The 24,416-nt window shown below is 64.9% G+C and carries 18 protein-coding genes and 2 pseudogenes; 3 read left to right on the forward strand and 17 right to left on the reverse strand.

Features of this window, described 5'->3' with window-relative positions:
- Both BUB20358_RS22790 and BUB20358_RS28795 read right to left on the reverse strand, forming a co-directional pair.
- Positions 1-1,511: pseudogene (locus tag BUB20358_RS22790) on the reverse strand (lytic transglycosylase domain-containing protein); the annotation flags it as partial.
- 208 nt (positions 1,512-1,719) lie between these two features.
- A pseudogene (locus tag BUB20358_RS28795) lies at positions 1,720-2,072 on the reverse strand (contractile injection system protein, VgrG/Pvc8 family); the annotation flags it as partial.
- A gap of 547 nt (positions 2,073-2,619) precedes the next feature.
- Here BUB20358_RS28795 and BUB20358_RS22805 point away from each other — a divergent pair.
- Positions 2,620-3,063 carry a hypothetical protein gene (locus BUB20358_RS22805; RefSeq protein ID WP_006764637.1) on the forward strand — a complete coding sequence of 148 codons (444 nt, stop codon included), beginning with the start codon at positions 2,620-2,622 and terminating at the stop codon, positions 3,061-3,063.
- A 61-nt stretch (positions 3,064-3,124) separates the two neighbouring features.
- Here BUB20358_RS22805 and ppx read toward each other — a convergent pair whose 3' ends face one another.
- Complete coding sequence (gene ppx / locus BUB20358_RS22810) at positions 3,125-4,639, reverse strand: exopolyphosphatase (protein WP_006764638.1); 1,515 nt, start codon at positions 4,637-4,639, stop codon at positions 3,125-3,127.
- 278 nt (positions 4,640-4,917) lie between these two features.
- Between ppx and ppk1 the strand changes: the two genes are divergently transcribed.
- Positions 4,918-6,981, forward strand: coding sequence for a polyphosphate kinase 1 (ppk1, locus tag BUB20358_RS22815; RefSeq protein ID WP_035972640.1), 2,064 nt, complete (start codon positions 4,918-4,920; stop codon positions 6,979-6,981).
- Between the two features lie 102 nt (positions 6,982-7,083).
- On the opposite strand, the gene phoR is transcribed toward ppk1, so the two are convergent.
- The 11 genes from phoR to BUB20358_RS22870 form a co-directional block, all read right to left on the reverse strand.
- On the reverse strand, positions 7,084-8,403 hold the full coding sequence (phoR, locus tag BUB20358_RS22820) for a phosphate regulon sensor histidine kinase PhoR (protein ID WP_006764640.1): 1,320 nt from the start codon (positions 8,401-8,403) through the stop codon (positions 7,084-7,086).
- 57 nt (positions 8,404-8,460) lie between these two features.
- The gene (phoB, locus tag BUB20358_RS22825; protein ID WP_035972642.1) at positions 8,461-9,162 is read right to left on the reverse strand and encodes a phosphate regulon transcriptional regulator PhoB; all 702 of its coding nucleotides are present in this window, start codon (positions 9,160-9,162) and stop codon (positions 8,461-8,463) included.
- A gap of 34 nt (positions 9,163-9,196) precedes the next feature.
- Positions 9,197-9,901 (reverse strand): phosphate signaling complex protein PhoU, encoded by a 705-nt coding sequence (phoU, locus tag BUB20358_RS22830; protein WP_006764642.1) that lies wholly within the window; start codon positions 9,899-9,901, stop codon positions 9,197-9,199.
- A gap of 18 nt (positions 9,902-9,919) precedes the next feature.
- On the reverse strand, positions 9,920-10,768 hold the full coding sequence (gene pstB / locus BUB20358_RS22835; RefSeq protein WP_006764643.1) for a phosphate ABC transporter ATP-binding protein PstB: 849 nt from the start codon (positions 10,766-10,768) through the stop codon (positions 9,920-9,922).
- 15 nt (positions 10,769-10,783) lie between these two features.
- The gene (gene pstA, locus BUB20358_RS22840) at positions 10,784-11,677 is read right to left on the reverse strand and encodes a phosphate ABC transporter permease PstA (RefSeq protein WP_006764644.1); all 894 of its coding nucleotides are present in this window, start codon (positions 11,675-11,677) and stop codon (positions 10,784-10,786) included.
- Positions 11,674-12,660, reverse strand: a complete 987-nt coding sequence (pstC, locus tag BUB20358_RS22845; RefSeq protein ID WP_035972644.1) for a phosphate ABC transporter permease PstC — start codon at positions 12,658-12,660, stop codon at positions 11,674-11,676. The genes pstA and pstC overlap by 4 nt, the downstream gene beginning before the upstream one ends.
- A 94-nt stretch (positions 12,661-12,754) precedes the next feature.
- Positions 12,755-13,789, reverse strand: a complete 1,035-nt coding sequence (gene pstS / locus BUB20358_RS22850) for a phosphate ABC transporter substrate-binding protein PstS (protein WP_006764646.1) — start codon at positions 13,787-13,789, stop codon at positions 12,755-12,757.
- Between the two features lie 451 nt (positions 13,790-14,240).
- Positions 14,241-15,596 carry a phosphoglucosamine mutase gene (glmM, locus tag BUB20358_RS22855; protein ID WP_006764647.1) on the reverse strand — a complete coding sequence of 452 codons (1,356 nt, stop codon included), beginning with the start codon at positions 15,594-15,596 and terminating at the stop codon, positions 14,241-14,243.
- 29 nt (positions 15,597-15,625) lie between these two features.
- Entirely contained in the window at positions 15,626-16,519 is an 894-nt protein-coding gene (folP, locus tag BUB20358_RS22860; RefSeq protein WP_035972645.1) for a dihydropteroate synthase, read from the reverse strand.
- Between the two features lie 76 nt (positions 16,520-16,595).
- Positions 16,596-18,494, reverse strand: a complete 1,899-nt coding sequence (ftsH, locus tag BUB20358_RS22865) for an ATP-dependent zinc metalloprotease FtsH (RefSeq protein ID WP_035972647.1) — start codon at positions 18,492-18,494, stop codon at positions 16,596-16,598.
- A 163-nt stretch (positions 18,495-18,657) separates the two neighbouring features.
- Positions 18,658-19,320, reverse strand: a complete 663-nt coding sequence (locus BUB20358_RS22870; protein WP_006764650.1) for an RlmE family RNA methyltransferase — start codon at positions 19,318-19,320, stop codon at positions 18,658-18,660.
- Positions 19,321-19,514: 194 nt separating this feature from the next.
- Between BUB20358_RS22870 and BUB20358_RS22875 the strand changes: the two genes are divergently transcribed.
- Positions 19,515-20,042: a YhbY family RNA-binding protein gene (locus tag BUB20358_RS22875; protein WP_006764651.1), complete on the forward strand. Its 528-nt coding sequence runs from the start codon at positions 19,515-19,517 to the stop codon at positions 20,040-20,042.
- A 46-nt stretch (positions 20,043-20,088) separates the two neighbouring features.
- Here the strand turns inward: BUB20358_RS22875 and BUB20358_RS22880 are convergent, their stop codons facing one another.
- The 3 genes from BUB20358_RS22880 to carB form a co-directional block, all read right to left on the reverse strand.
- Positions 20,089-20,547, reverse strand: a complete 459-nt coding sequence (locus BUB20358_RS22880) for a DUF4149 domain-containing protein (protein ID WP_006764652.1) — start codon at positions 20,545-20,547, stop codon at positions 20,089-20,091.
- Between the two features lie 14 nt (positions 20,548-20,561).
- On the reverse strand, positions 20,562-21,038 hold the full coding sequence (gene greA / locus BUB20358_RS22885) for a transcription elongation factor GreA (RefSeq protein WP_006476345.1): 477 nt from the start codon (positions 21,036-21,038) through the stop codon (positions 20,562-20,564).
- A gap of 119 nt (positions 21,039-21,157) precedes the next feature.
- A complete protein-coding gene (gene carB, locus BUB20358_RS22890) occupies positions 21,158-24,412 on the reverse strand; it encodes a carbamoyl-phosphate synthase large subunit (RefSeq protein WP_035972650.1) in 3,255 nt (1,084 codons plus the stop codon).
- Between the last annotated feature and the right edge of the window lie 4 nt (positions 24,413-24,416).

The raw sequence follows: 24,416 nt of genomic DNA on the forward strand, positions 1-24,416 counted from the left end.
CATACCGGTGTGCCGGCGTCGTTGAATACCGGCTTCGCGTGGCGGCTGCCATGGACGGGTGCCGCCGTTTTGGGCTGGACCTTCACCCATTTGCCGTTCGCGTCCGCGGCGACGGGCACGAGCTTGGTGCCGGGCTGCAGTTTCTGGTCGGGTTCCGGCAGGTCGCTAACCAGCCGCGCGCCCGGCGAGATTTCCAGAAAGGCTTTGGATGCGGGCAACTGCTTCGCCCGCTCCCGACTCTTCTTGATGAACGCTTCGAGCTCCGGGCCGGCAAATACCTCGAGATGCAGCAGCGGGCGAGTCGGCTTCGCGGGCAGCAGCTTCGCGTCCGGATAACGCAGATAGTGGCCCAGGTACCCGATCACATCGCCGGCTTTCACCGCATACGGCTGTTTCAGCACGACGACCGTATCGAGCGGCTTGGGATCCACGATCGGGTCCAGTTCCTTCTCGTACACGTACCCATACGGCGCGTGCGGCGACACCGGCTGGCCGACGACCGCGCTTGCCGGCGTGCCGGACTTGATCGCCTTGATTTTCGCCCAGCCGGGCTTGGCCTTCGCCTGCTCGTCCGTGTCCGAGACGATCAATTCCGACCCGCGCGGCAGGATGCCGATGATCTTGCCGTTCGGCAGATCGCGGATGCGAATACCCGTAACGGCAGGCGGGAGCGGCGGCGTTTCTTTCGGGGTTTCGTCCTCGGGCGGCAATTCGAAGTCGTTCCGAATGAAGTCCCCGAGCACGTCGCGATTGACGGTGTCGCGCAGCGGCGGCACCGGCACCTTCGGCAGCGGGACTTCCTGCTTGTCGTTCGCGTTGTCGCCGACGCGGTAGTATCGGTCGCCTTCCCAATACGGCATAGGTCGAAGGCTCGCCTTCGCGCGCTCGGCCGAACCGGCTTTGGCCTGTTCGGCCGCCAGCTGATAGCTGTTCCAGTCCATCACGTGCATGTACAGACTGAAGAACGTCAGCGTTTCGTTCTTGCCGGGTGGTGTCGTGCTCGACGTTGGAGCCGGCGTCGCCGTTGCTGGCGCTGTGGATGACGTTGCCGGTTGGGCTGCAGCATTCTTGGCTGGCTCCGGCTTTGCGGGCGGAGGTGGGGGCGGAGGCAGTTTCAGCCGATGACGGATGAGCACGAAGCCCGTCGAATACAACGCGTGGCGGCCGTCTTGGTAGTCCTGTTCCGGATACTTGCTGTCGAGCCTGTACGCGACGACTTCGCCATCGGCGATCGCACGGATGCCGTCGCCTTGCTTCAACTGCGCAGCCGTGTTCTGGTCGAAGTGGATGCCGCCGTGCCACATGCCATTCGCACCCAGTGGATAGAACCCGTCTTCGGCGGCTGCCAGCGCCTTCATATAGGTCATCGGGTTGGCTGGGTCATCTTTGCCGACCGGTGAGAACGGAAAGGCCCAGTTTAGCGGCGTGTACGGTGCTGTCGCAGGTGCGCTCGGGGCGGTCGCCGGCTTGGCCGGCGCGGCTGGCTTCGTGGTAGGGTGGCTATTGCTCATGTTGCTCGGAATCTCTCGTTTCTCGTTTTTCTTGCTGCTCGGATGCTGTCCGGCTTGGCATCAGCCGGAGAAAAGCGAGCCGCGGCCGCTGTCGGTCGATACCGGCGTCGCCTTCAACGGATCGCGAATCGTCCCGCTCGCACCACTTGGCTTGTCCCAACTCCCGCATTTCTCCAGGATCTGCCCGGTCGTCACGCTCTCGATCAGACCGCCAGTCGCGGTGGGCGCTGCTCAGTTTGAGGAAGCTGAGCCACGACGAGAAGTGCAGCTGGAATACGACAGCGATCCGTCGCTTCCGAGACGGCGCGCGCTGCACGTAGCCGTGAATCGGCAGGTAGCCGCCGTCGGTCTGGCGAATTCACAGCGTGACGGGCTGCAGCAGCAACGCGTTGAGCCTTGATCGCCTCGCCGGCAACCGGCGTCGACTATCACGTCGAAATTGCGGCCCAGCCGCGCGCCGATCCTGACGTACAACGGCACGAGCGCATCGTTGCCGAGCGGCGTGTCCAGTTTGACGATGCGATCGAACTGCGCGTAGCCGCCGCGCAGCACTTTTAGCAAGACTTCCCGGCCATGCGAGAACTCCGTTCCACGGAAAACGCGCGCGGTCGAAGATGCCGACCTCACGCAATGCGCACGACAATCTTTCACATAAATAACGAAATATTTCCAATTCACTTCCAGCGAGCGCGGAAGTCCAAAAAATGCCAGATAGCGGAAGCCGGTTCAACCGCGCAAAAGATCATACCAAATGAAATTTGGAACGATAAAGGCGACTACAGCTTTATTGAGCCTTGTTGAGCCTATTGGTGACCATGAATATCGAGATGGTGACCATGAATATCGAGAACCAGGATACGGTCGGCTGACGCTGCCGAAGGTCGCGCCTCGAATAACCCGGTCCTATTTTGTGGTGACGTTTCTTGCGGCAATCAGGGGCAAAGTGAAACCTTCGCACGGCCCGCTATATACATAAAGGGTTGCAAATCGCCAGACTTGCAACCCTTCTCCGTTTTTACCGCGCAGCCGCGCCCTGCCACTGCAACACCTCGCGCACGAATCTTGCGACAACACGCGATAATGCCCCGTGAACAACTCGCATCCGCGCATGAAAAACAACGTACTGAACACCCTCCTGCTCGGCGCACTGCTCGCATTCGGCACATCGACCCCGGCGTCGGCGGCGTCCGCCCAAGCGCTCGACGACGCGCTCGACTGCCACTCGAACGGCCACAAATTCGTCGCGCCGCTGCTCGCGGCCGGCGACATCCAGTCCGAACCGATGCACGTCGAATCGAACTCGGTCAATGCGTTCCGCACGAACCGATCGCTGACCGCATATGGCTTCGGCGTCTACGTCGTGCTCGGCTACCAGGCGAACGATCCGATCTTCCGCCCCGGCGACGGCACGCCGATCGGCAAATGGGCTTACGGCGTCGTGGTTCGCGGCACGAAGAGCGCGGTCGAACAAGCCGTGCGCAAGGCCGGCAGCGACGCGACCGTCAAGCAGGCGTTTCCGTTCCTGACCGCGATCGTCTGCTCGTCGGACTGACCGGCTCGTCCGGAGCGGTCGGCCGAGGCCCGGGCATCGGCGCGCATCGCGCAGCTCCGTATCACGCGCTCGTATACACGACGCGATACGGAATGCCGACCTTCTCCCATTCGGCCGCTTCCTGGCTCAGGCTGTAGTCGGTCAGCGGATTCTGTTCGACCCACGCGCTCGGCAGACGCACCTCGTAGCCGCCCTTCTTCATCTGCGATACCGAAATGTCGGGAAGCCCCGCATCGGTCCGGCGCCGGCACAGCAGCGCTGCGAGCCTCAGGCAGAACAGCAGCGGCCATTCGACGTCGCGCGCCTGCGAAAGCTTGCCGAGCTTGCCCGCATGACCGAGCACCAGCGCGGCGAGCCGCGCCTGGTCGGTGCGCGAAAAGCCCGGCATATCCGCATTGCTCGCGATATACGCGGAATGCTTGTGATACGCGCTGTGGGAAATCGACAGCCCGATCTCGTGCAGCGCCGCGGCCCACCCGAGGAACGTGCGCGCCTCCTCGCGCTGGTCGTCGCCGGATTCGTCGAGCTGGTCGTAGAAGCGCACGGCGAGCGTACCGATCCGCTCGGCCTGCGCGCGATCGACGCCGTAGCGCCGCATGAAGCCCTCGACGGTGACCGCACGCATGTCCTCGTGCTGCGTGCGCCCGAGCAGGTCGTACAGCACGCCGAGCCGCAGCGCGCCGTCGGTGGTGTCGACGTAATCGACGCCGAGCTCCTCGAACACCGCGAGCATGATGGCGAGGCCGCCGGCGAGCACCGGCACGCGGTCCGGCTTCAGCGCGATCAGCTTCAGCCGATTGACGTTCTCCGCCTTGATCAGCGCGCGCTTCAGACGCTCGAGGCCGCCGCGCGAAATACCGTGCGTGATGCCGGGATCGTTGAAGCCGTTCGCCTCGACGAGTTCCGCGAGCGCACGCGCAGTGCCGGACGAGCCGATCGCCTGATCCCAGCCGGCCTTCTTGTATTCGCTCGAAATGATCTGGATTTCGCGCTTCGCCGCGAGCTCGGCCTGACGCATCGTGTATTCGTCGACGTTGCCCGCCGGAAAGAACGCGCGGCTATGGCTCACGCAGCCGATGTACAGACTCTCCATCACGATCGGCGTGTAGTGCGAGCCGATGATGAATTCGGTGGAGCCGCCGCCGATGTCGACGACGAGCCGTTTGCCCGCGCTCGCCGGCACCGAATGTGCGGCGCCCGCATAGATCAGGCGCGCCTCTTCGCGACCGGCAATCACTTCGATCGGAAAACCGAGCGCCGCTTCGGCTTCGACGAGAAATTCGCCCGCGTTCTTCGCGACGCGCAGCGTGTTGGTCGCGACTGCGCGCACGTGGTCGGGATGGAAGTCCCGCAGGCGCTCGCCGAACCGCTTCAGCGCCTCCCAGCCACGTTCCTGCGACGCGCGATCGAGCATCTTGTCGCTCGACAGGCCGGCAGCGAGCCGAACCGGCTCGCGCAGCGCATCGACGGGATAGATCTGACTGCCCGCGGGCGTTTCCTCGACGCGACCCACGATCAGCCGGAAGCTGTTCGAGCCGAGGTCCACGGCAGCCAGCAAGTGGGGGGTTGTAACCATCAGAAGGGGCTCCGTGCGCGGTTCGCCCGTGGCGGCCGGTCGGGCCGCACAAGGGCGTCGTTCAAAGGCGACATTTTAAGCGTGGAACGCTTGCCGTTGCCACGCTTCACGGGCATGCATACAGCGGATTGTATATGGCCGAAACTTTTATGAGATAAAACGGTTCCGGCGTAGAATTTGCCGATATAAATGAGTGATTGTCATCTGCACGTCATCGTACCGTGAGAGTTTCCGAGCGTCCTTTCGTCACATCGCCCGAATCCCCGCCTACTCCGCCGATGTCCGTCCGTTATCCGCTTCTCAACCGTGAACTCGGCATCCTCGGTTTCAACGAGCGCGTGCTGGCCCAGGCCGCCGATCCGCAGGTACCGTTGCTCGAGCGCCTGCGCTTCATCTGCATCACGAGCAGCAACCTCGACGAATTCTTCGAAGTCCGCATGGCCGGCCTTCAGGAGCAGATCCGCGACAACCCGGGCGCGCTCACGCCCGACGGCATGTCGCTGCAGCATGCGTACGATCTCGTCGTCGAGCGTGCGCAGCGACTCGTGCATCGCCAGTACACGATGCTGCACGAGACGGTGCTGCCCGCGCTCGAGCAGGAAGGCATCTATTTCCACGCGAGCGACAGCTGGAACGATGCACAGCTCGAATGGGCGCGGCGCTACTTCCTCGACGAACTGCTGCCGGTGCTCACGCCGATCGGCCTTGATCCCGCGCACCCGTTCCCGCGCGTGCTGAACAAGAGCCTGAACTTCGTCGTCGAGCTCGAAGGGCGCGACGCGTTCGGCCGTCAGGCCGTGATGGGCATCGTGCAGGCGCCGCGCGCGCTGCCGCGCGTCGTGCGCATGCCGCAGGCGCTGTCGGGCTTCGAACACGGCTTCGTGCTGCTGAGCTCGTTCATGCAGCGCTTCGTCGGCGAACTGTTCCCGCAGCTCGTCGTGAAAAGCTGCAACCAGTTCCGCATCACGCGCAACAGCGAACTCTTCGTCGACGAGGACGAAATCACGAACCTGCGTGTGGCGCTGCAGGGCGAACTGCCCGCGCGCCATCTCGGCAACGCGGTGCGCCTCGAAGTGTCGGCCGACACGCCGCAGCACATCGTGCGCCGGCTGCTCGAGGAAAGCGGGCTCGGCGAAAAGGATTGCTATCGCGTGATCGGCTCCGTGAACCTCGTGCGCCTGATGCAGATTCCGGATCTCGTCGATCGGCCGGACCTGAAGTTCACGCCGTTCACCGCATCGATCCCGCCCGAGATCGCGAACGCGCCGACGATGTTCGACGCGATCGACGACGGCGACATCCTGCTGCATCACCCGTACGAAAGCTTCCAGCCGGTGCTCGAGCTGCTCGAGCAGGCCGCGAAGGATCCGAGCGTCGTCGCGATCAAGCAGACGATCTATCGCACCGGCAGCGTGTCGCCGCTGATGGACGCGCTGATGGAAGCCGCGCGCAACGGCAAGGAAGTCACCGTCGTCGTCGAACTGCTCGCGCGCTTCGACGAGGAAACCAACATCAACTGGGCCGCACAGCTCGAGGCGGTCGGCGCGCATGTCGTGTACGGCGTCGTCGGCCACAAGTGCCACGCGAAGATGATGCTGATCGTGCGGCGGGTCGTGCAAGGCGGCAAGGCGTCGCTGCGCCGCTACGCGCACCTCGGCACCGGCAACTATCATCCGCGCACCGCGCGCCTCTATACGGACTTCGGGCTGATGACGGCCGATCAGAAGATCTGCGAGGACGTCCATCACGTGTTCCAGCAGCTGACCGGCATCGGCGGCGAGCTCACGCTGCACGAGCTGTGGCAGTCGCCGTTCACGCTGCATCCGCGCCTCATCGAATCGATCCGCACCGAAATCGACAACGCGCGCGCCGGCAAGCGCGCACGCATCGTCGCGAAGATGAACGCGCTGCTCGAACCGTCGGTGATCGCGGCGCTGTACGAAGCGTCGCAGGCGGGCGTCAAGGTCGACCTGATCGTGCGCGGCGTGTGCGCGCTGAAGCCGGGCGTGCCGGGGCTGTCGGAAAACATCACCGTGCGCTCGATCGTCGGCCGCTTCCTCGAACATCACCGCATTTACTATTTCCATGCGGGCGGCGCCGAGGACGTCTATCTGTCGAGCGCCGACTGGATGGATCGCAACCTGTTCCGCCGCGTCGAAGTCGCGTTCCCGATCCGCGACCGGAAGCTCAAGCGCCGCGTGATCGCCGAAGGACTGTCGGTGTGCCTCGGCGACAACCAGTCGGCGTGGCAGATGCACAACGACGGCCACTATCGCCGACGTCGCGCGGGCAAGACGGTGCGCAACGCACAGCTTGGATTGCTCGCGAAGTTCGCGTCGTAGGCATCGCGCGGCTTCGCGCGCGCCGGTCGAATGAAAAGCGCAGCCCGCGGGCTGCGCTTTTTTCGTTGTCCGCCGGGAACGGCGCACGACGCGCCGACGCGCTCACGCTTCGAACGCGGCCGGCCGGATCGCGACGATGCGCGATGCGGGAAAACGCGCGGTGAACGTGCTGCCGCGCCCTTCCTCGCTCTGCACGTACAGATGCGCGTCGTGCCGCTGCAGCACGTGCTTGACGATCGCGAGCCCGAGCCCCGTGCCGCCCGTATCGCGCGAGCGGCTGCGGTCGACGCGATAGAAGCGTTCGGTGAGCCGCGGCAGATCGGCGGCCGGAATGCCGAAGCCGCTGTCGGTGACCGAAAACACGCCCTGCCCGCCTTCGCGCCGCCACGACACCGCAATCTTCCCGCCTTCCGGCGTATAGCGGATCGCATTGGTGACGAGGTTGCCGAACGCGCTGAACACTTCGGTCTGCGCGCCCGTCACGCCGAGCGTCTCGTCGATCGTGAACGTGATGTCGTGATGCCCGTTCGACAGCGTCTGCGCATCCTCCTTCAGATGGTCGAACATCGCGCGCATGTCGATCGCACGATCGCTCGGCGGCTTGCTTTCGCCTTCGAGCTTCGCGAGCACCAGCAAGTCGGTGACGATGTGCCGCATCCGCGACGCCTGCTGCTCCATCATGTCGAGATAGCGCGCGCGGTCGTCGTCGTTCAGCGGCAGCTCGCGCATCGTTTCGAGAAAGCCCGACAGTACGGTGAGCGGCGTCTTCAGTTCGTGCGACACGTTCGCGACGAAGTCGCGCCGCATCGCGTCGGTACGCTCGAGCTCGGTGATGTCCTGCGTGAGCAGCAGCTTGCGATTCTCGCCGTATGGAAACACCTGCACGGCGAGCACGTTCTGCCGCGCGTCGCCCATCCCGCGCATCACGAGCGTTTCGTCGTAATGCTGCGCGTTCAGGTAGCGGACGAAGTCGGGATGGCGAACGAGGTTCGTGATGTGCTGCCGCAGGTCGCGCTTCGCATCGAGGCCGAAATGCACTTCGGCGATCGCGTTGCACCACTCGATCTGATCGTGATCGTCGAGCATCGCGACGCCGTTCGGCGACGCCTGGATCGCCTGGATGAAGCGCGAATGCTGCTGCTCGACCTGCCGCACCTGCGCGTGCCACTGCTTCGCGAGCTTGTGCAGCCGGTAGTAGATCTCGCCCCAGATGCCGGGCGCGCTCGGCACCTCGCCGTATACCGGCGCATCGAGCAGCCGCCACAGACGTTGCGTATGAAACGTACTGAAAAAGCCCTGCGCGATCAGCATCGCGACCGCGAACGCGAGCGCCGCGGTCCAGCCGACGAAAACGCCGACCAATACGCTGATCAGCACGAGCAGCACGAGCGACACCAGAAAGCGCGCCCAGATGATGTTCATGATTCAGCGTCCGAGAGTATGAACGGCATGCCGCGAAAAGCGGCATGCGCGAAAACGTTACGCGTGCTTCGCGAGCCGGTAGCCGCTGCCACGCACGGTCTCGATCATCGCATCGCAGCCGGCCGGCTTCAAGGCCGCGCGCAGCCGCTTGATGTGCACGTCGACGGTACGCTCCTCGACGAACACGTGATCGCCCCACACCTGGTCGAGCAGCTGCGTCCGGCTGTGCACGCGTTCCGGATGCGTCATGAAGAAATGCAGCAGCCGGAATTCGGTCGGGCCGAGATCGAGCTTGATCTCGCTGCCGTCCGACTGCGCGGCCACGCGATGCGTGGCCGGATCGAGACGCAGCCCGTTGATCGACACGACGTCCTCGGTCAGCTGCGGCGCGCGACGACGCAGCACGGCCTTGATGCGCGCCATCAGCTCCTTCGGCGAGAACGGCTTCGTCACGTAGTCGTCCGCGCCGATCTCGAGGCCGAGCACCTTGTCCTGCTCGTCGCCGCGCGCGGTCAGCATGATGATCGGGATGTGCTTGGTCCGTTCGTTGTTGCGCAGATCGCGCGCGAACGCGATACCGGACTTGCCCGGCAGCATCCAGTCGAGCAGCACGAGATCGGGCAGCACGTCGCTGATCAGGTTCTGCGCCTGTTCAGCGTTGTACGCGCGAATCGGACAGTGACCGGCATGCTGGAGATTCACCGAGATCAGTTCCGAAATCGCGGGTTCATCTTCAACGACGAGAATGTTGCTGGGCATCGGCACCTCTTTTCTTCCCTGGAGCGTAGTCGCGTTAACTGTTGGCTTCGCGGTCGAGCGTGTCGCGCGGCTGATGCCGCACGTCGGTGCCCTTCACGATGTAGATGATGAACTCCGCGATGTTCTTCGCGTGGTCGCCGATCCGCTCGATCGCCTTCGCGATGAACAGGTACTCGAGACCGACGGAGATCGTACGCGGATCCTCCTGCATGTAGGACACGAGCTTGCGCACGAACGCGCGGAATTCCTGGTCGATTTCCTTGTCGTCCTTGACGATCTGCGCGGCGGCCACCGTATCGAGGCGCGCGAACGCGTCGAGCGCACGACGCAGGATCGACACGGCCATCTCGCCCGACACCTTGATCTCGGCGATGTTGACCGCGCGCGCGGCCGGCTCGTCGATCAGGCGCCGCACGCGCTTCGCGATCTTCTCGGCCTCGTCGCCGGCGCGCTCGAGGTTCGTAATCGTTTTCGAAATCGACATCAAAAGACGCAGGTCGCGCGCGGCCGGCTGCCTCCGCGCGATGATGTTGCCGCACTCCTGGTCGATCTCGACCTCCATCGCGTTCAGCGTTTCCTCGGCCGCGATCACCTTTTCGGCCGCGTGGCGGTCGAACTCGTTCAGCGCGTGCATCGCGCCGACGATCTGCGACTCGACGAGCCCGCCCATTTCCAGCACCTTCGACGACACGGCGTTGAGATCCGCATCGAACTGGCTCGACAGATGTTTATCCGACATGGCTGTTGTTCTCCGTCATCAGCCGAAACGGCCGGTGATGTAGTCTTCCGTTTCCTTGCGCACCGGCTTGATGAAGATCTTTTCGGTCTCGCCGAATTCGATCAGCTCGCCCAGATACATGTACGCGGTGAAGTCCGAGCAGCGTGCGGCCTGCTGCATGTTGTGCGTGACGATCACGACCGTGTAGTCGCTCTTCAACTCGGCGATCAACTCTTCGATGCGGCCGGTCGAGATCGGGTCCAGCGCCGAGCACGGCTCGTCGAGCAGCAGCACTTCCGGACGGATCGCGATGCCGCGCGCGATGCACAGCCGCTGCTGCTGGCCGCCCGACAAACCGTAGCCGCTCTGGTTCAGCTTGTCCTTCACTTCGTTCCACAGCGCGGCCTTGGTCAGCGCCCACTCGACGCGGTCGTCCATCTCCGAGCGCGTGAGCTTCTCGAACATCTTCACGCCGAACGCGATGTTGTCGTAGATCGACATCGGAAACGGCGTCGGCTTCTGGAACACCATGCCGATGCGCGCACGCAGCAGCGAGATGTCGCGCTTGGTCGTCAGCAGGTTCTCGCCGTCCATCAGGATCTCGCCTTCGGCGCGCTGCTCCGGATAGAGCGCATACATCTTGTTGAACGTGCGCAGCAGCGTCGACTTGCCGCAGCCCGACGGGCCGATGAACGCCGTCACCTTCCCTTCCGGAATGCGCAGGTTGATGTTCTTCAGCGCATGGAACTTGTTGTAGAAGAAGTTGAGGTTGTTGACCTCGATCTTCGCGTTCAGCGGCGCAACCGGACGGCCGTGCACCGCGTCGTGCGTGCCGGCGGGCGCTGCGGTGCGCTCGACAGGATTCAGGTGGCTTTCTGCCATATTCATCGGATTGCTCCGCCGTTACTTTTTCGAGAAGATGGTGCGTGCCAGGATGTTGAGTCCGAGCACCCCAAGCGTAATCAGGAACACACCCGCCCATGCGAGCGACTGCCATTCCGCGAACGGGCTCATCGCGAACTTGAAGATCGTAACGGGCAGGTTCGCCATCGGCTGGCTCATGTCGACCGAGAAGAACTGGTTCGACAGCGCGGTGAACAGCAGCGGCGCCGTTTCGCCGGCGATCCGCGCGACCGCGAGCAGCACGCCGGTCACGATCCCGCCGAGCGATGCGCGCAGCGTGATCTTCGTCACCATCCGCCACTTCGGCGTGCCGAGCGCGACGGCCGCTTCGCGCAGCGCGTTCGGCACGAGCTTCAGCATGTTCTCGGTCGTGCGGATCACGATCGGAATCTGCAGCAGCGCAAGCGCGATCACGCCGGCCCAGCCCGAGAAGCGTCCCGACTTCGCGACAACCAGCGCGTACACGAACAGGCCGACGACGATCGACGGCGCCGACAGCAGGATGTCGTTGATGAAGCGGATCGTGCTCGCGAGCAGGTTCTTCTGCCCGTATTCGGCGAGATAGACGCCGGCGAGGATGCCGATCGGCGTGCCGATCAGCGTGCCGAAGCCGCACAGCAGCAGGCTGCCGACGATCGCGTTCGCGAGGCCGCCGCCTGCCGTGTTCGGCGGCGGCGTCGATTCCGTGAACAGCTGCAGCGACAGGCCGCCGATGCCGAGGTGCAGCGTCGTGTACAGGATCCACACGAGCCACAAGAGGCCGAACACCATCGCGCCGAGCGCAGCGGTCAGCGCGACCGCGTTGGTGATCTTGCGCTTGCGCTGCAGGCGGCCGCGCATCGCGTCGAGCGCGGCACCGTTCGGCCCAGGGAAATTCATCACGGGCTCGCTCATTTCTTGCCCTCTCCTTTCTCGAGACGCAGCAGCAGCAGTTTGGAGATGGCCAGCACGATGAACGTGATCACGAACAGGATCAGGCCGAGCTCCATCAGCGCCGACGTATGCAGGCCGGGTTGCGCCTCGGCGAATTCGTTCGCGAGCGCCGACGTGATGCTGTTGCCGGGTGCGAACAGCGACACGCTGTCGAGCAGGTTCGTGTTGCCGATCACGAACGTGACGGCCATCGTCTCGCCGAGCGCGCGGCCGAGGCCGAGCATCACGCCGCCGATCACGCCGGTCTTCGTATAGGGCAGCACGACCTTCCACATCACTTCCCACGTCGTGCAGCCGATCCCGTACGCCGACTCCTTCAGCAGCACGGGCGTGACTTCGAACACGTCGCGCATTACCGATGCGATGTACGGGATGATCATGATCGCGAGAATCACGCCGGCCGCGAGAATGCCGATGCCGATCGGCGGGCCGGACGTCAGCGGCCCGAGCACCCACACGTTCTCGAACAGGCGGCCGATCGGCTTCTGGAAATACTGCGCGAAGATCGGCGCGAACACGAGCAGGCCCCACATCCCGTAGACGATCGACGGAATCGCGGCGAGCAGCTCGATCGCGATGCCGAGCGGGCGGCGCAGCCACACGGGCGCGAGCTCGGTGAGAAACAGCGCGATCCCGAAGCTGACCGGCACGGCGATGATCAGCGCGATGAGCGACGTGACGAGCGTGCCGTAGATCGGCACGAGTGCGCCGTAGATGTCCGAGTTCGGGTCCCACTCGGATTGCCACAGAAAGCCGATGCCGAACTTCTGGATGGTCGGCATCGACGCAACGATCAGGGAAACGATGATCCCGCCGAGCAGCAGCAGGGTCACGATTGCGGCGAGCCGCGCGAGGCCGCCGAACAGAACGTCGCCGATACGCCCGGGCGCGCGCTGCGGCGCGACGTCGGCAGACCGGGAAGACGTGTATGAAATATCAGACATGGGTGCCTGCTTTTGAATGCCGGGCGCCGTAACGCCCGGCCTTACCGCACACACTGCCCGGCCGGCGCGGCCGGGCAGCGAACCGCTGCAACGCTTACTCCGCGGCGACCGGCTTGCCCGATGCGTCGGTCACCTTCACCTTCCACTGCTTGCGGATTTCCGCTTCGACCGCCGCCGGCAGCGAGATGTAGTCGAGGCTGTCGGCCGCCTTCTCGCCGTTCTTGAACGCCCAGCTGAAGAACTTCAGCGTTTCGGCGCCCTGCTCCGGCTTGTCCTGCTTCGCGTGCAGCAGCACGAACGTCGCACCGACGACCGGCCATGCGTCCTTGCCCGGCTGGTTCGTCAGGATCTGGTAGAACGACTTCGACCAGTTCGCGCCTGCGGCCGCAGCCTTGAACGTTTCGGTCTTCGGCTCGACCACCGTGCCCGTCGAGTTCTTCAGCGCGGTATAGACCATGTTGTTCTTCTTCGCATACGCCCACTCGACGTAGCCGATCGCGCCCGGCAGGCGCTGCACGAATGCCGCGACGCCGTCGTTGCCCTTGCCGCCCGTGCCCGTCGGCCAGTTCACCGTCGTGCCTTCGCCGATCTTCGACTTCCACTCGTCGTTGACCTTCGACAGGTAGTTCGTCCAGATGAAGCTCGTGCCCGAGCCGTCAGCGCGGCGGACCACGGCGATGTCCGTGTCCGGCAGCTTCAGCTTCGGGTTCAGCGCAACGATCGCCGGATCGTTCCACTTCTTGATCTTGCCGAGGTAGATGTCGCCGAGCACCGGGCCCGACAGCGTCAGTTCGCCGGCCTTCACGCCCGGCACGTTGACGACGGGCACCACACCGCCCACGACCGTCGGAAACTGGAACAGGCCTTCCTTCGCGAGCTCGTCATCCTTCAGCGGCGCATCCGAACCGGCAAAATCGACCGTCTTCGCGACGATCTGCTTCAGGCCGCCCGACGATCCGATACCTTGATAGTTGACCTTCGCGCCGCCGGACTGCTGGTAGTCCGCAGCCCATTTCGTGTAGATCGGCATCGCGAACGTGCTGCCTGCGCCCGTGATGTCGGCAGCGTGCGCGGCAACGGCGAAGATCGCGCCAGCCAGGCCGGCAATCGCGGTTTGCATCAATTTCATGAGACCTCCAGTGTGTGAGCGGATGATTACGGCACCGCGAAGGTTAGGGGCTCCTCATGACGATAATGTGACAATCGATGAAACTGGCGTGACAGTAACATGACCGGTTGAAAGGGAGTAGCGGGCGGCCGCGGCACGGGCGTGCGGCGGGGGCTGCCCCGGGGCCGGGCGGCGTGGCGCGTGCGCGCGATGTACATGCGGCCAGCACGGCGCGGAAGCATTGAAAGCTGTGAAAGCTTCCGAAGTCCCAACGCCCCGAAACCGAGCCACGCATCGATGCAAGGGTCGGATTCCGCTGGCCCGGCGGCACGTTTGCCGCGCCGTTCTTCGTTCTTCTATTAGATAGCGCAAACCTTTGCGCCCGACATGCAGCGGCACCCGCAGGCGCCGCATGCCGGCAAGGGGAAAACGATGCGGCGCGGCCAGCGCGGCCGCATCGTTCACGCTTGCGTCAGGCGGTTGCCGCGCGCACCGCGTCGGCGATCGCTTCCGCGTGCGTGCTCGCGTCGGCCGCATGCTGCGCTTCGACCATCACGCGCAGCACCGGCTCGGTGCCCGACGCGCGGATCAGCACGCGGCCGCTGCCGGCGAGCGCCGCTTCGGCGGCGTCGATCGCCGCGCGAATCGACGTGCTGCCCTTCCAGTCGGCGCCCGGCTTCATCCGCACATTGATCAGCTTCTGCGGGAACAGCGTGACGCCGTCGAGCATCTGCGCGAGCGTGCGGCCGCTGCGTTTGAGCGCGGCCAGCACGAGCAGCGCCGAGACGATGCCGTCGCCGGTCGAATGCCGGTCGAGCGACAGGATATGGCCCGAGCCTTCCGCGCCGAGCTGCCAGCCATGCTCGCGCAGTTTTTCGAGCACGTAACGGTCGCCGACCGCCGCGCGCACGAACTTCACGCCTTCGCGCTGCAGCGCGACTTCGACCGCGAGGTTCGTCATCAGCGTACCAACCGCGCCGTCGACCTTGCCGTCGGTCGCGATCCGGTCCTTCACGAGCACGTAGAGCAGCTCGTCGCCGTTGTACAGCCGCCCGGTCGAATCGACGACCTGCAGGCGATCCGCGTCGCCGTCGAGCGCGATGCCGAGATCGGCGTGGTTCGCGCGCACCGCGCGCACGAGCGCATCGGGCGCGGTCGCGCCGACGCCGTCGTTGATGTTGAAGCCGTTCGGCGCGACGCCGATCGGAATCACGTCCGCGCCGAGTTCGTGGAACACGTGCGGCGCGACCTGGTACGCAGCACCGTGCGCGCAATCGACGACGAGCTTCAGCCCGCGCAGATCGAACGCGGCGGGGAACGTGCTCTTGCAGAACTCGATATAGCGGCCGCCCGCATCGTCGAGTCGCCGCGCCTTGCCGAGGCCGTCCGACGACGCGCACTCGAGCGGCTTGTCGAGCCACGCCTCGATCGCGGCTTCGGTATCGTCGGGCAGCTTGTTGCCGTCGGCGGAGAAGAACTTGATCCCGTTGTCGTGATACGGGTTGTGCGACGCGCTGATCACGACGCCGGCCGACAGGCGCAGCGCGCGCGTCAGATACGCGACGCCCGGCGTCGGCATCGGGCCGGCCAGCATCACGTCGACGCCTGCCGCCGAGAAGCCGGCTTCGAGCGCGGCCTCGAGCATGTAGCCGGACACGCGCGTGTCCTTGCCGATCAGCACCGTCGGGCGCGAGCCCGCGGCGACATCGGCCGTGCCGGCCAGCACCTTGCCGGCCGCATAGCCGAGACGCAACACGAAATCGGGCGTGATGGGCGCTTCGCCCACCGTACCGCGAATGCCGTCCGTGCCGAAATATCGACGTCCCATGGCGAACCTTCCTCCTTCGTCTTTCTGACTTATCGTTGCCGCGCGGCGTCGCGCACGGCATTCCAGACCTTCAGCGCATCGACCGTCGCCGCGACGTCGTGCACGCGCACGATCGCGGCGCCGCGCTCGACGGCGCACAGCGCGGCCGCGACGCTCGCCGCCACGCGCTCGATCGGCGGCTTGCCGCCGATCACCGCACCGAGCATCGACTTGCGCGACATGCCGGCGAGAATCGGATACGCACGCCCGTCGGGCCGCGCGGGCGCCGTGTCCGTCAACGCGGCCAGCAGCGCATAGTTGTCCGCGATCACCGCCTTGCCGAATCCGAAGCCCGGATCGACGCAAATCCGCTCCGGCGCGATGCCGGCGTCGCGCAATGCTTGCGCACGCGCGGCGAGAAAGTCGCGCACGTCGGTCACCACGTCGTCGTAGTCGGGCTCGCCGGTCTGCATCGTCTGCGGCTCGCCGAGCATGTGCATCGCGCACAAGCCGCAGTTGCCGTCGCGCACCGCGTCGATCGCACCCGGCTGGCGAAAGCCCCAGATATCGTTGATCAAGTCCGCGCCGGCCGCCAGCGCCGCGCGCATCACGGCCGGCTTGTACGTATCGACGGACAGCGGCACGTTCAGCGGCCGCAGCGCTTCGACGAGCGGGATCACCCGCGCGAGCTCGTCGTCGAGCGATACCGGCGGCGCGCCGGGGCGCGTCGACTCGCCGCCGATGTCGATCAGGTCGGCGCCTTCGGCGATCATCCGCTCGGCCTGTCGCAGCGCATCGTCGCGCGCGAGGAAGCGGCCGCCGTCGGAAAACGAATCGGGTGTCGCGTTGAGAATGCCCATCACGAGCGGACGCTCGAACGTCAGCAAGAAGCGGCCGCACTGGAGCGGCGCAGGTACGGATGGAGAAACGGTGGAGTCGGACACGAGCGGCAGGCGTGAATGAATGCAAAACGGGCCGGTGTGAAGCCACACCAGCCCGTGAACGGTGCCAAAGCGGAGATTATGCCGGCGAAGCCGGTGCCGGCGCGTTGCCGGGCTTGACCTCGGCAGGCGTGCTGCCGCCGCCCGACGAATCGCCGCCGACCGCCGGCGAACTCTTCGGCGAGCGCGGCGGGCGACCTTCCATGATGTCGTTGATCTGATCGGCGTCGATCGTCTCCCACTCCATCAGCGCGGCCGTCATCGCTTCGACCTTGTCGCGGTTCTCTTCGAGCAGGCGGCGAGCAAGGCTGTACTGCTCGTCGAGCACGCGGCGGATTTCCGCGTCGACCTTCTGCTGCGTCGCTTCGGAAATCGTGCGCGTGAAGCCGCGGCCGAACGGGCCGCCGTCGTTCTCGTCGTCGACGTAGACCATCGGCCCGAGTGCGTCCGTCATCCCGAAGCGGGCGACCATCGCACGTGCCGTCTGCGTCGCCTTGTTGAAGTCGTCCGACGCGCCGGTGCTGATCAGATTGAGGAACAGCTCCTCGGCGACACGGCCGCCGAACAGGATTGCGAGCCGGTCGAGCAGGTATTCCTTCGAGTACGTCTCGTTGTCATGCTCGGGCAATTGCCACGTGACGCCCAGCGCACGGCCGCGCGGAATGATCGTGACCTTGTGCACGGGGTCGGCCTTCGGCAGCAGTTTCGCGATCACGGCGTGACCGGACTCGTGGTAAGCCGTCGCACGCTTCGCCTCTTCGCGGATCACCGCCGACTTGCGCTCCGGACCCATGAAGATCTTGTCCTTCGCGTCCTCGAAATCTTGCATCTCGACGATGCGCTTGCCGCGGCGCGCCGCGAACAGCGCGGCCTCGTTCACGAGGTTCGCGAGATCGGCACCCGAGAAGCCCGGCGTGCCGCGCGCGATGACCGCTGCATCGACGTCGTTCGCGATCGGCACCTTGCGCAGGTGCACGCGCATGATCTGCTCGCGCCCGCGGATGTCCGGCAGACCGACGTAGACCTGACGGTCGAAGCGGCCCGGACGCAGCAGCGCCTTGTCGAGCACGTCCGAGCGGTTCGTCGCGGCGATCACGATGACGCCCGAATTCGCTTCGAAACCGTCCATCTCGACGAGCATCTGGTTCAGCGTCTGCTCGCGCTCGTCGTTGCCGCCGCCCATGCCGGCGCCGCGATGACGGCCGACCGCGTCGATTTCGTCGATGAACACGATGCAAGGCGCGTGCTTCTTCGCCTGCTCGAACATGTCACGCACGCGAGCAGCGCCGACGCCGACGAACATTTCGACGAAGTCGGAGCCCGAAATGCTGAAGAACGGCACCTTCGCTTCGCCGGCGATCGCCCGTGCGAGCAGCGTCTTGCCGGTACCCGGCGGGCCGACGAGCAGCACGCCGCGCGGAATGCGGCCGCCGAGCTTCTGGAATTTCTGCGGATCGCGCAGGAAGTCGACGAGCTCGGACACTTCTTCCTTCGCTTCGTCGCAGCCCGCGACGTCGGAGAAGTTGACCGCGTTGTTGTTCTCGTCGATCAGCCGCGCACGCGATTTGCCGAACGAAAACGCGCCGCCTTTGCCGCCGCCCTGCATCTGCCTCATCATGTAGAACCAGAACACGATGATCAGGATCGTCGGCCCGAGGTAGTACAGTGCGGACATCAGCGCGTTCGGTTCATCGTCGGCCTTGCCGCTGACCTGCACGCCGTACTTCATCAGATCGCCGACCATCCAGATGTCGCCGGGCGACACGATCTGGTATTTCTGGCCATCAGCCGGAGTGACGGTGAGGTTGCGCCCCTGCACGACGACATTCTTCACCTTGCCGTTCTTGGCGTCGTCCATGAACTGCGAATAGGACACGCCTTCCTGGACGCGGGGCTTGTCGAACTGCTTGAACACCGTAAACAGCACCAGTGCGATCACCAACCACACTGCTGCCTTCGAAAACATATTGTTGTTCAAAGCACCACTCCTTCACTCGTAGACGAGCGCCTACATTTTCCTTGCGGCGCCCCTCGGTCATTCTAATCCAGTCCGTACACCCCTGCCATAAGCATTGACAACCGTCGCGATAGCGATTCGCTTGTCCGGCAAGGGCTCTGGCCCGTTTGCGGCATCCCGCGCATCAGCGCGGCTGCTTCAGATGCCGACCCAAAATGAACGTTTCGGACGATTTGTCGCGGGACGCCTTGGGCTTGCGTGGTGCGACCACCTTAAACTGCTGTTTGAACTTCTCGACGATCTGGCTGTAGCCGCTGCCGTGAAAGCACTTGACCAGCAGCGCGCCGTCCGGCTTCAGATGATTCTGCGCAAATTCGAGCGCCAGATCGCAGACGTGCTCGATGCGCGCGGCGTCCGCCGACGCCACGCCCGACAGATTGGGCGCCATGTCGGAAATAACAAGATCCACCGGACGACCTTCAAGCACATCCTCGAGCTGGTGCAGCACGTCGTCCTCGCGGAAGTCGCCCTGGATGAAGTGAACGTCGGCGATCGGCTCCATCGGCAGCATGTCGAGCGCAACGATCGTGCCGTCGATCCCGCCTTCGCGCACCGCATCGCGCCGCTTGCCCTGCGCGAGCTTGTTGCGCGCGTACTGGCTCCAGCTGCCGGGCGCCGCGCCGAGATCGACGATCACCTGGCCCGGACGGATCAGCTTGTCCTGCTCGTCGATTTCCTTCAGTTTGTATGCGGCACGTGCGCGATAGCCTTCCCGCTGCGCCATTTTGACGTACGGGTCGTTGATGTGGTCGTGCAGCCAGTGCTGGTTGAAGCGGTTTTTTGCCATTCGAAAGAGAGATTGCTGCCATTTGCTTCGTGAAGCCGCGCTTTTGGCGGATAATACGCGTCTTCTTCGCGCGGCTGCGGCCCCCATTGAGGCCCAAGCCGCGATTTTACGTGGTTTCGGCGCGCGGCTGACGCGGCAATTGCCGGCGTTTCGCTTTGCATGCAGCGCGCCCTTATTTAGATTTCGACATTTCCATGCCCGCCCTTTCGCTTTCTCCCGCCGAGCGCTCCGCGCTGCGCTCCCAGGCCCATGCGCTCAAGCCCGTCGTGCTGATCGGCGCCGAGGGGCTGACCGACGCCGTGCTGAAGGAAATCGACGTGCACCTCGCCGCGCACCAGCTGATCAAGATTCGCGTGTTCGGCGACGAGCGCGACGAGCGCGTCGCGATCTACGACGAGATCTGCGATCGCCTGAACGCGGCGCCGATCCAGCATATCGGCAAGCTGCTCGTGATCTGGAAGCCGGAGGCGCCGAAAGCCGCGCCGTCGCGCGCACGCCGTGCCGGCACGCTGCCGAGCGCGGCCGAAGCTGCCGACAGCAAGAAAGGCCGCGCGCCGCGCACCGTCAAGGTCGTCAAGGTGTCGCCGAACGCGAGCCCCGTGCGCCGTCCGAAGCCGACGAAGGTCGTCGTGCGCGGCAACGAGCGCGTGACCGCGGGCGGCAACGTCAAGCGTGCGAAAAAGCGCCAGGCGAGCACCAAGCGGCCTTACCAGGACAAGTGATGCACAGCGGGCGCGGTTCGCCCGCGCCGCGCTGCCCGCGCGATACTCAGGCGTCGCGCGCCGGCAGACGCCAGATCAGCATCAGCCCGAGCACGCTCTCGACGAGGTAGAACAGGCTCGAGACGCCGTGCAGCATCCCGAAGCGGCTCGCATAGGGCGAGTTCGCGATATCGGTGCCCGCTTCCATCGCAGCCACCCGCAGCGCGTTCATGAACGGCTGCAGCGCGAAATACCCGACCAGCACGCACGCGACCATCGCCGCGACGATCCAGCGCACGCGGCGATACTCGCCGCCGCCGCGCCGTACCTGCTGGTTCGACAGCGCGAGCAGCAGCACGCCGCATACGGCGCCGACGATCGCTTCGATACGGAACAGCTGGGCGGCGACCGAGCCGGCCGTCGCCCGCTCGAGCGTCCCGAACAGCACGGGTGCGACCGCATACCCGATCGTCAGCAGGCTGCCGACCCAGACGGCCGACAGCAGACGGAACATGCGATGCGGCATTACGTCGCTCCGCGTCAGATGTAGCTGACCGAGATGATTTCGTATTCGCGCACGCCGCTCGGTGCCTGCACGGCCGCGACGTCGCCTTCGGACTTGCCGATCAGCGCACGTGCGATCGGCGAGCTGACCGAGATCAGGCCGTGATCGATGTCGGCTTCGTCGTCGCCGACGATCTGGTACTTCACGGTGTCGCCGGACTCGAGATCCTCGAGCTCGACCGTCGCGGCAAACACCACGCGGCCGTCGGCGTCGAGCACCGTGGGATCGATGATCTGCGCGGCGGAAAGCTTCGATTCGAGTTCCGCGATGCGACCCTCGATAAAACCCTGCTTTTCCTTTGCAGCGTCGTATTCGGCGTTTTCGGACAGATCGCCCTGTGCGCGGGCCTCCGCGATCGCGTTGATCACGGCCGGCCGCTCGACGGACTTGAGGCGCTGCAATTCATCGCGCAGTTGCTCTGCGCCACGCTTTGTCAACGGAATGGTGCTCATAAACGGCTCAATCGCTAAAAACGGCTATAAAAAAAATCACCGCGATTAAGCGCATTCCCGGCGGAACCGGAAACACCGCTTAACCGCGGCACGTGATGCTTCGACAGGTAACTGACCGCTTAGTTTAGGCGAGCGTGAAGACCTTGTAAATCATAGACTTCCAGATCCTTCAGGTAACGCAGCCCTTCGACCGCCGCGCGCGCGCCCGACATCGTCGTGTAGTAAGTGACCTTGTGCGCCTGCGCGCTCATCCGGATCGAGCGCGAATCGGCGATCGCCTGGCGCGTCTCGTCGACCGTCGTGAACACGAGCGCGATCTCGCCGTTCTTGATCATGTCGACGATGTGCGGACGGCCGTCCTTCACTTTGTTGACGACCTTCACCGGCACGCCGGCCGCTTCGATCGCCGCTGCGGTGCCCTTCGTCGCGACGATCGGGTAGCCGAGGTCGTGCAGCATGCGCGCGACTTCGACCGCCTTCGGCTTGTCGGCATCCATCACGGTCAGCAGCACGGTGCCGGATTCCGGCAGGCGCGAGCCGGCCGCGAGCTGCGACTTGAACAGCGCCTCGCCGAACGTCCGGCCGACGCCCATCACTTCGCCGGTCGAGCGCATCTCAGGCCCGAGCACCGGATCGACGGTCGGGAACTTCACGAACGGGAACACCGCTTCCTTCACGCTGAAGTACGGCGGCTCGATTTCGTTCGTCACGCCCTGCTGCGCGAGCTTCTGGCCGACCATCGCGCGCGCCGCGATCTTCGCGAGCGGCAGGCTGGTCGCCTTCGACACGTACGGCACCGTGCGCGACGCGCGCGGGTTCACTTCGAGCACGTAGATGACGTCCTGCTTCGAACCGTCGGCCTGCGGCACCTGCTGGATCGCGAACTGCACGTTCATCAGGCCGACCACGTTCAGCGCCTTCGCCATCGCGGCCGTCTGGCGCTTCAGCTCGCCGACGGTTTCCTTCGACAGCGAGTACGGCGGCAGCGAGCATGCCGAGTCGCCCGAGTGAACGCCCGCCTGCTCGATGTGCTCCATCACGCCGCCGATGAACACGGCGTCGCCGTCGCAGATGCAGTCGACGTCGCATTCGATCGCGTCGTTCAGGAAGCGGTCGAGCAGCACCGGCGAATCGTTCGACACCTTCACGGCCTCGCGCATGTAGCGTTCGAGGTCGCGCGGTTCGTGGACGATCTCCATCGCGCGGCCGCCGAGCACGTACGACGGACGCACGACGAGCGGATAGCCGATTTCGGCCGCGAGCTCGAGCGCCTCCTCTTCGTTGCGCGCGGTGCGGTTCGGCGGCTGGCGCAGGCCGAGATCCTGCAGCAGCTTCTGGAAGCGTTCGCGGTCTTCCGCCGCGTCGATCATGTCCGGCGACGTACCGATGATCGGCACGCCGTGCGCCTCGAGGTCGAGCGCGAGCTTCAGCGGCGTCTGGCCGCCGTACTGGACGATCACGCCGACCGGCTTCTCCTTGTCGACGATCTCGAGCACGTCTTCGAGCGTCAGCGGCTCGAAGTACAGGCGGTCGGACGTGTCATAGTCGGTCGACACCGTTTCCGGGTTGCAGTTGACCATGATCGTTTCGTAGCCGTCCTCGCGCATCGCGAGCGCCGCGTGCACGCAGCAGTAGTCGAACTCGATGCCCTGGCCGATCCGGTTCGGGCCGCCGCCCAGCACCATGATCTTCTTGTTCGCGGTCGGCTGCGCCTCGCACTCTTCCTCGTACGTCGAGTACATGTACGCGGTTTTCGTCGCGAATTCGGCCGCGCACGTATCGACGCGCTTGTAGACCGGGCGCACGTTCAGCTCGACGCGGCGCTTGCGCACGTCTTCCGGCGTCGTGCCGAGCAGCTTCGCGAGACGGCGGTCCGAGAAGCCGCTCTGCTTCAGGAAGCGCAGTTCGTCGAACGTCAGCGACGCGAGCGTGCGGCCCGACAGCGCCTTTTCCTTCAGGATGATCTGTTCGATCTGCGCGAGGAACCACGGGTCGATCGCGGTCTCCGCGTAGATTTCCTCGGCCGTCATGCCGATGCGGAACGCGTCGCCGACGTACCAGATGCGGTCGGGACCCGGCTCGTGGATCTCGATCGCGATCTCGTCGCGATCGGTCGACTTCTCGTCGAGACCGTCGACGCCGACTTCGAGGCCGCGCAGCGCCTTCTGGAACGACTCCTGGAACGTGCGGCCGATCGCCATCACCTCGCCGACCGACTTCATCTGCGTGGTCAGGCGCGAATCGGCTTCGCGGAATTTCTCGAACGCGAAGCGCGGAATCTTCGTGACGACGTAGTCGATCGTCGGTTCGAACGACGCGGGCGTCTGGCCGCCGGTGATTTCGTTCTTCAGCTCGTCGAGCGTATAGCCGACCGCGAGTTTCGCGGCGACCTTCGCGATCGGGAAGCCGGTCGCCTTCGACGCGAGCGCCGACGAACGCGACACGCGCGGGTTCATCTCGATCACGACCATCCGGCCGTCGCGCGGGTTGATCGCGAACTGCACGTTCGAGCCGCCGGTGTCGACGCCGATCTCGCGCAGCACCGCGAGCGATGCGTTACGCAGGATCTGGTATTCCTTGTCGGTGAGCGTTTGCGCCGGCGCGACCGTGATCGAATCGCCGGTGTGCACGCCCATCGGGTCGAGGTTCTCGATCGAGCAGACGATGATGCAGTTGTCGGCGCGATCGCGCACGACTTCCATCTCGTATTCCTTCCAGCCGAGCAGCGATTCCTCGATCAGCAGCTCGCGCGTCGGCGACAGGTCGAGACCGCGCTTGCAGATCTCCTCGAACTCCTCGCGGTTGTATGCGATGCCGCCGCCCGAGCCGCCGAGCGTGAACGACGGACGGATCACGACCGGATAGCCGCTGCCGCCGGTGGCCGCGGTGATTTCCGCGTGCACGCGGGTCGCCTCTTCCATCGAGTGCGCGATGCCCGATTTCGCGGAACCGAGGCCGATCTTCGTCATCGCGTCCTTGAACTTCTGGCGGTCTTCCGCCTTGTCGATCGCTTCCGGCGACGCGCCGATCAGCTCGACGCCGAACTTCTCGAGCACGCCGTGATGATGCAGGTCGAGCGCGCAGTTCAGCGCGGTCTGGCCGCCCATCGTCGGCAGGATCGCGTCCGGGCGCTCCTTCTCGATGATGCGCGCGACCACTTCCCACGTGATCGGCTCGATGTACGTAACGTCGGCCGTGTTCGGGTCGGTCATGATCGTCGCCGGGTTGCTGTTGACGAGGATCACCTTGTAGCCCTCTTCGCGCAGCGCCTTGCAAGCCTGCGCGCCCGAATAGTCGAACTCGCAAGCCTGGCCGATGATGATCGGGCCGGCGCCGATGATGAGGATGCTGTTGATGTCTGTGCGTTTTGGCATGGCT

It is taken from the genome of Burkholderia dolosa (assembly GCF_902499135.1).
GTDB classification, from domain to species: domain Bacteria; phylum Pseudomonadota; class Gammaproteobacteria; order Burkholderiales; family Burkholderiaceae; genus Burkholderia; species Burkholderia dolosa.

What these genes read in the sequence shown, in the direction of transcription:
- ppk1 (WP_035972640.1), top strand. Translation starts at nt 4,918, where the DNA reads ATGTCCGTCCGTTATCCGCTTCTCAACCGTGAACTCGGCATCCTCGGT.
- BUB20358_RS22875 (WP_006764651.1), top strand. Translation starts at nt 19,515, where the DNA reads ATGCCCGCCCTTTCGCTTTCTCCCGCCGAGCGCTCCGCGCTGCGCTCC.
- greA (WP_006476345.1), bottom strand. Translation starts at nt 21,038, where the DNA reads ATGAGCACCATTCCGTTGACAAAGCGTGGCGCAGAGCAACTGCGCGAT.
- pstB (WP_006764643.1), bottom strand. Translation starts at nt 10,768, where the DNA reads ATGAATATGGCAGAAAGCCACCTGAATCCTGTCGAGCGCACCGCAGCG.
- BUB20358_RS22805 (WP_006764637.1), top strand. Translation starts at nt 2,620, where the DNA reads ATGAAAAACAACGTACTGAACACCCTCCTGCTCGGCGCACTGCTCGCA.
- pstS (WP_006764646.1), bottom strand. Translation starts at nt 13,789, where the DNA reads ATGAAATTGATGCAAACCGCGATTGCCGGCCTGGCTGGCGCGATCTTC.
- phoR (WP_006764640.1), bottom strand. Translation starts at nt 8,403, where the DNA reads ATGAACATCATCTGGGCGCGCTTTCTGGTGTCGCTCGTGCTGCTCGTG.
- carB (WP_035972650.1), bottom strand. Translation starts at nt 24,412, where the DNA reads ATGCCAAAACGCACAGACATCAACAGCATCCTCATCATCGGCGCCGGC.
- BUB20358_RS22870 (WP_006764650.1), bottom strand. Translation starts at nt 19,320, where the DNA reads ATGGCAAAAAACCGCTTCAACCAGCACTGGCTGCACGACCACATCAAC.
- phoU (WP_006764642.1), bottom strand. Translation starts at nt 9,901, where the DNA reads ATGTCGGATAAACATCTGTCGAGCCAGTTCGATGCGGATCTCAACGCC.
- phoB (WP_035972642.1), bottom strand. Translation starts at nt 9,162, where the DNA reads ATGCCCAGCAACATTCTCGTCGTTGAAGATGAACCCGCGATTTCGGAA.
- pstA (WP_006764644.1), bottom strand. Translation starts at nt 11,677, where the DNA reads ATGAGCGAGCCCGTGATGAATTTCCCTGGGCCGAACGGTGCCGCGCTC.
- pstC (WP_035972644.1), bottom strand. Translation starts at nt 12,660, where the DNA reads ATGTCTGATATTTCATACACGTCTTCCCGGTCTGCCGACGTCGCGCCG.
- ppx (WP_006764638.1), bottom strand. Translation starts at nt 4,639, where the DNA reads ATGGTTACAACCCCCCACTTGCTGGCTGCCGTGGACCTCGGCTCGAAC.
- glmM (WP_006764647.1), bottom strand. Translation starts at nt 15,596, where the DNA reads ATGGGACGTCGATATTTCGGCACGGACGGCATTCGCGGTACGGTGGGC.
- BUB20358_RS22880 (WP_006764652.1), bottom strand. Translation starts at nt 20,547, where the DNA reads ATGCCGCATCGCATGTTCCGTCTGCTGTCGGCCGTCTGGGTCGGCAGC.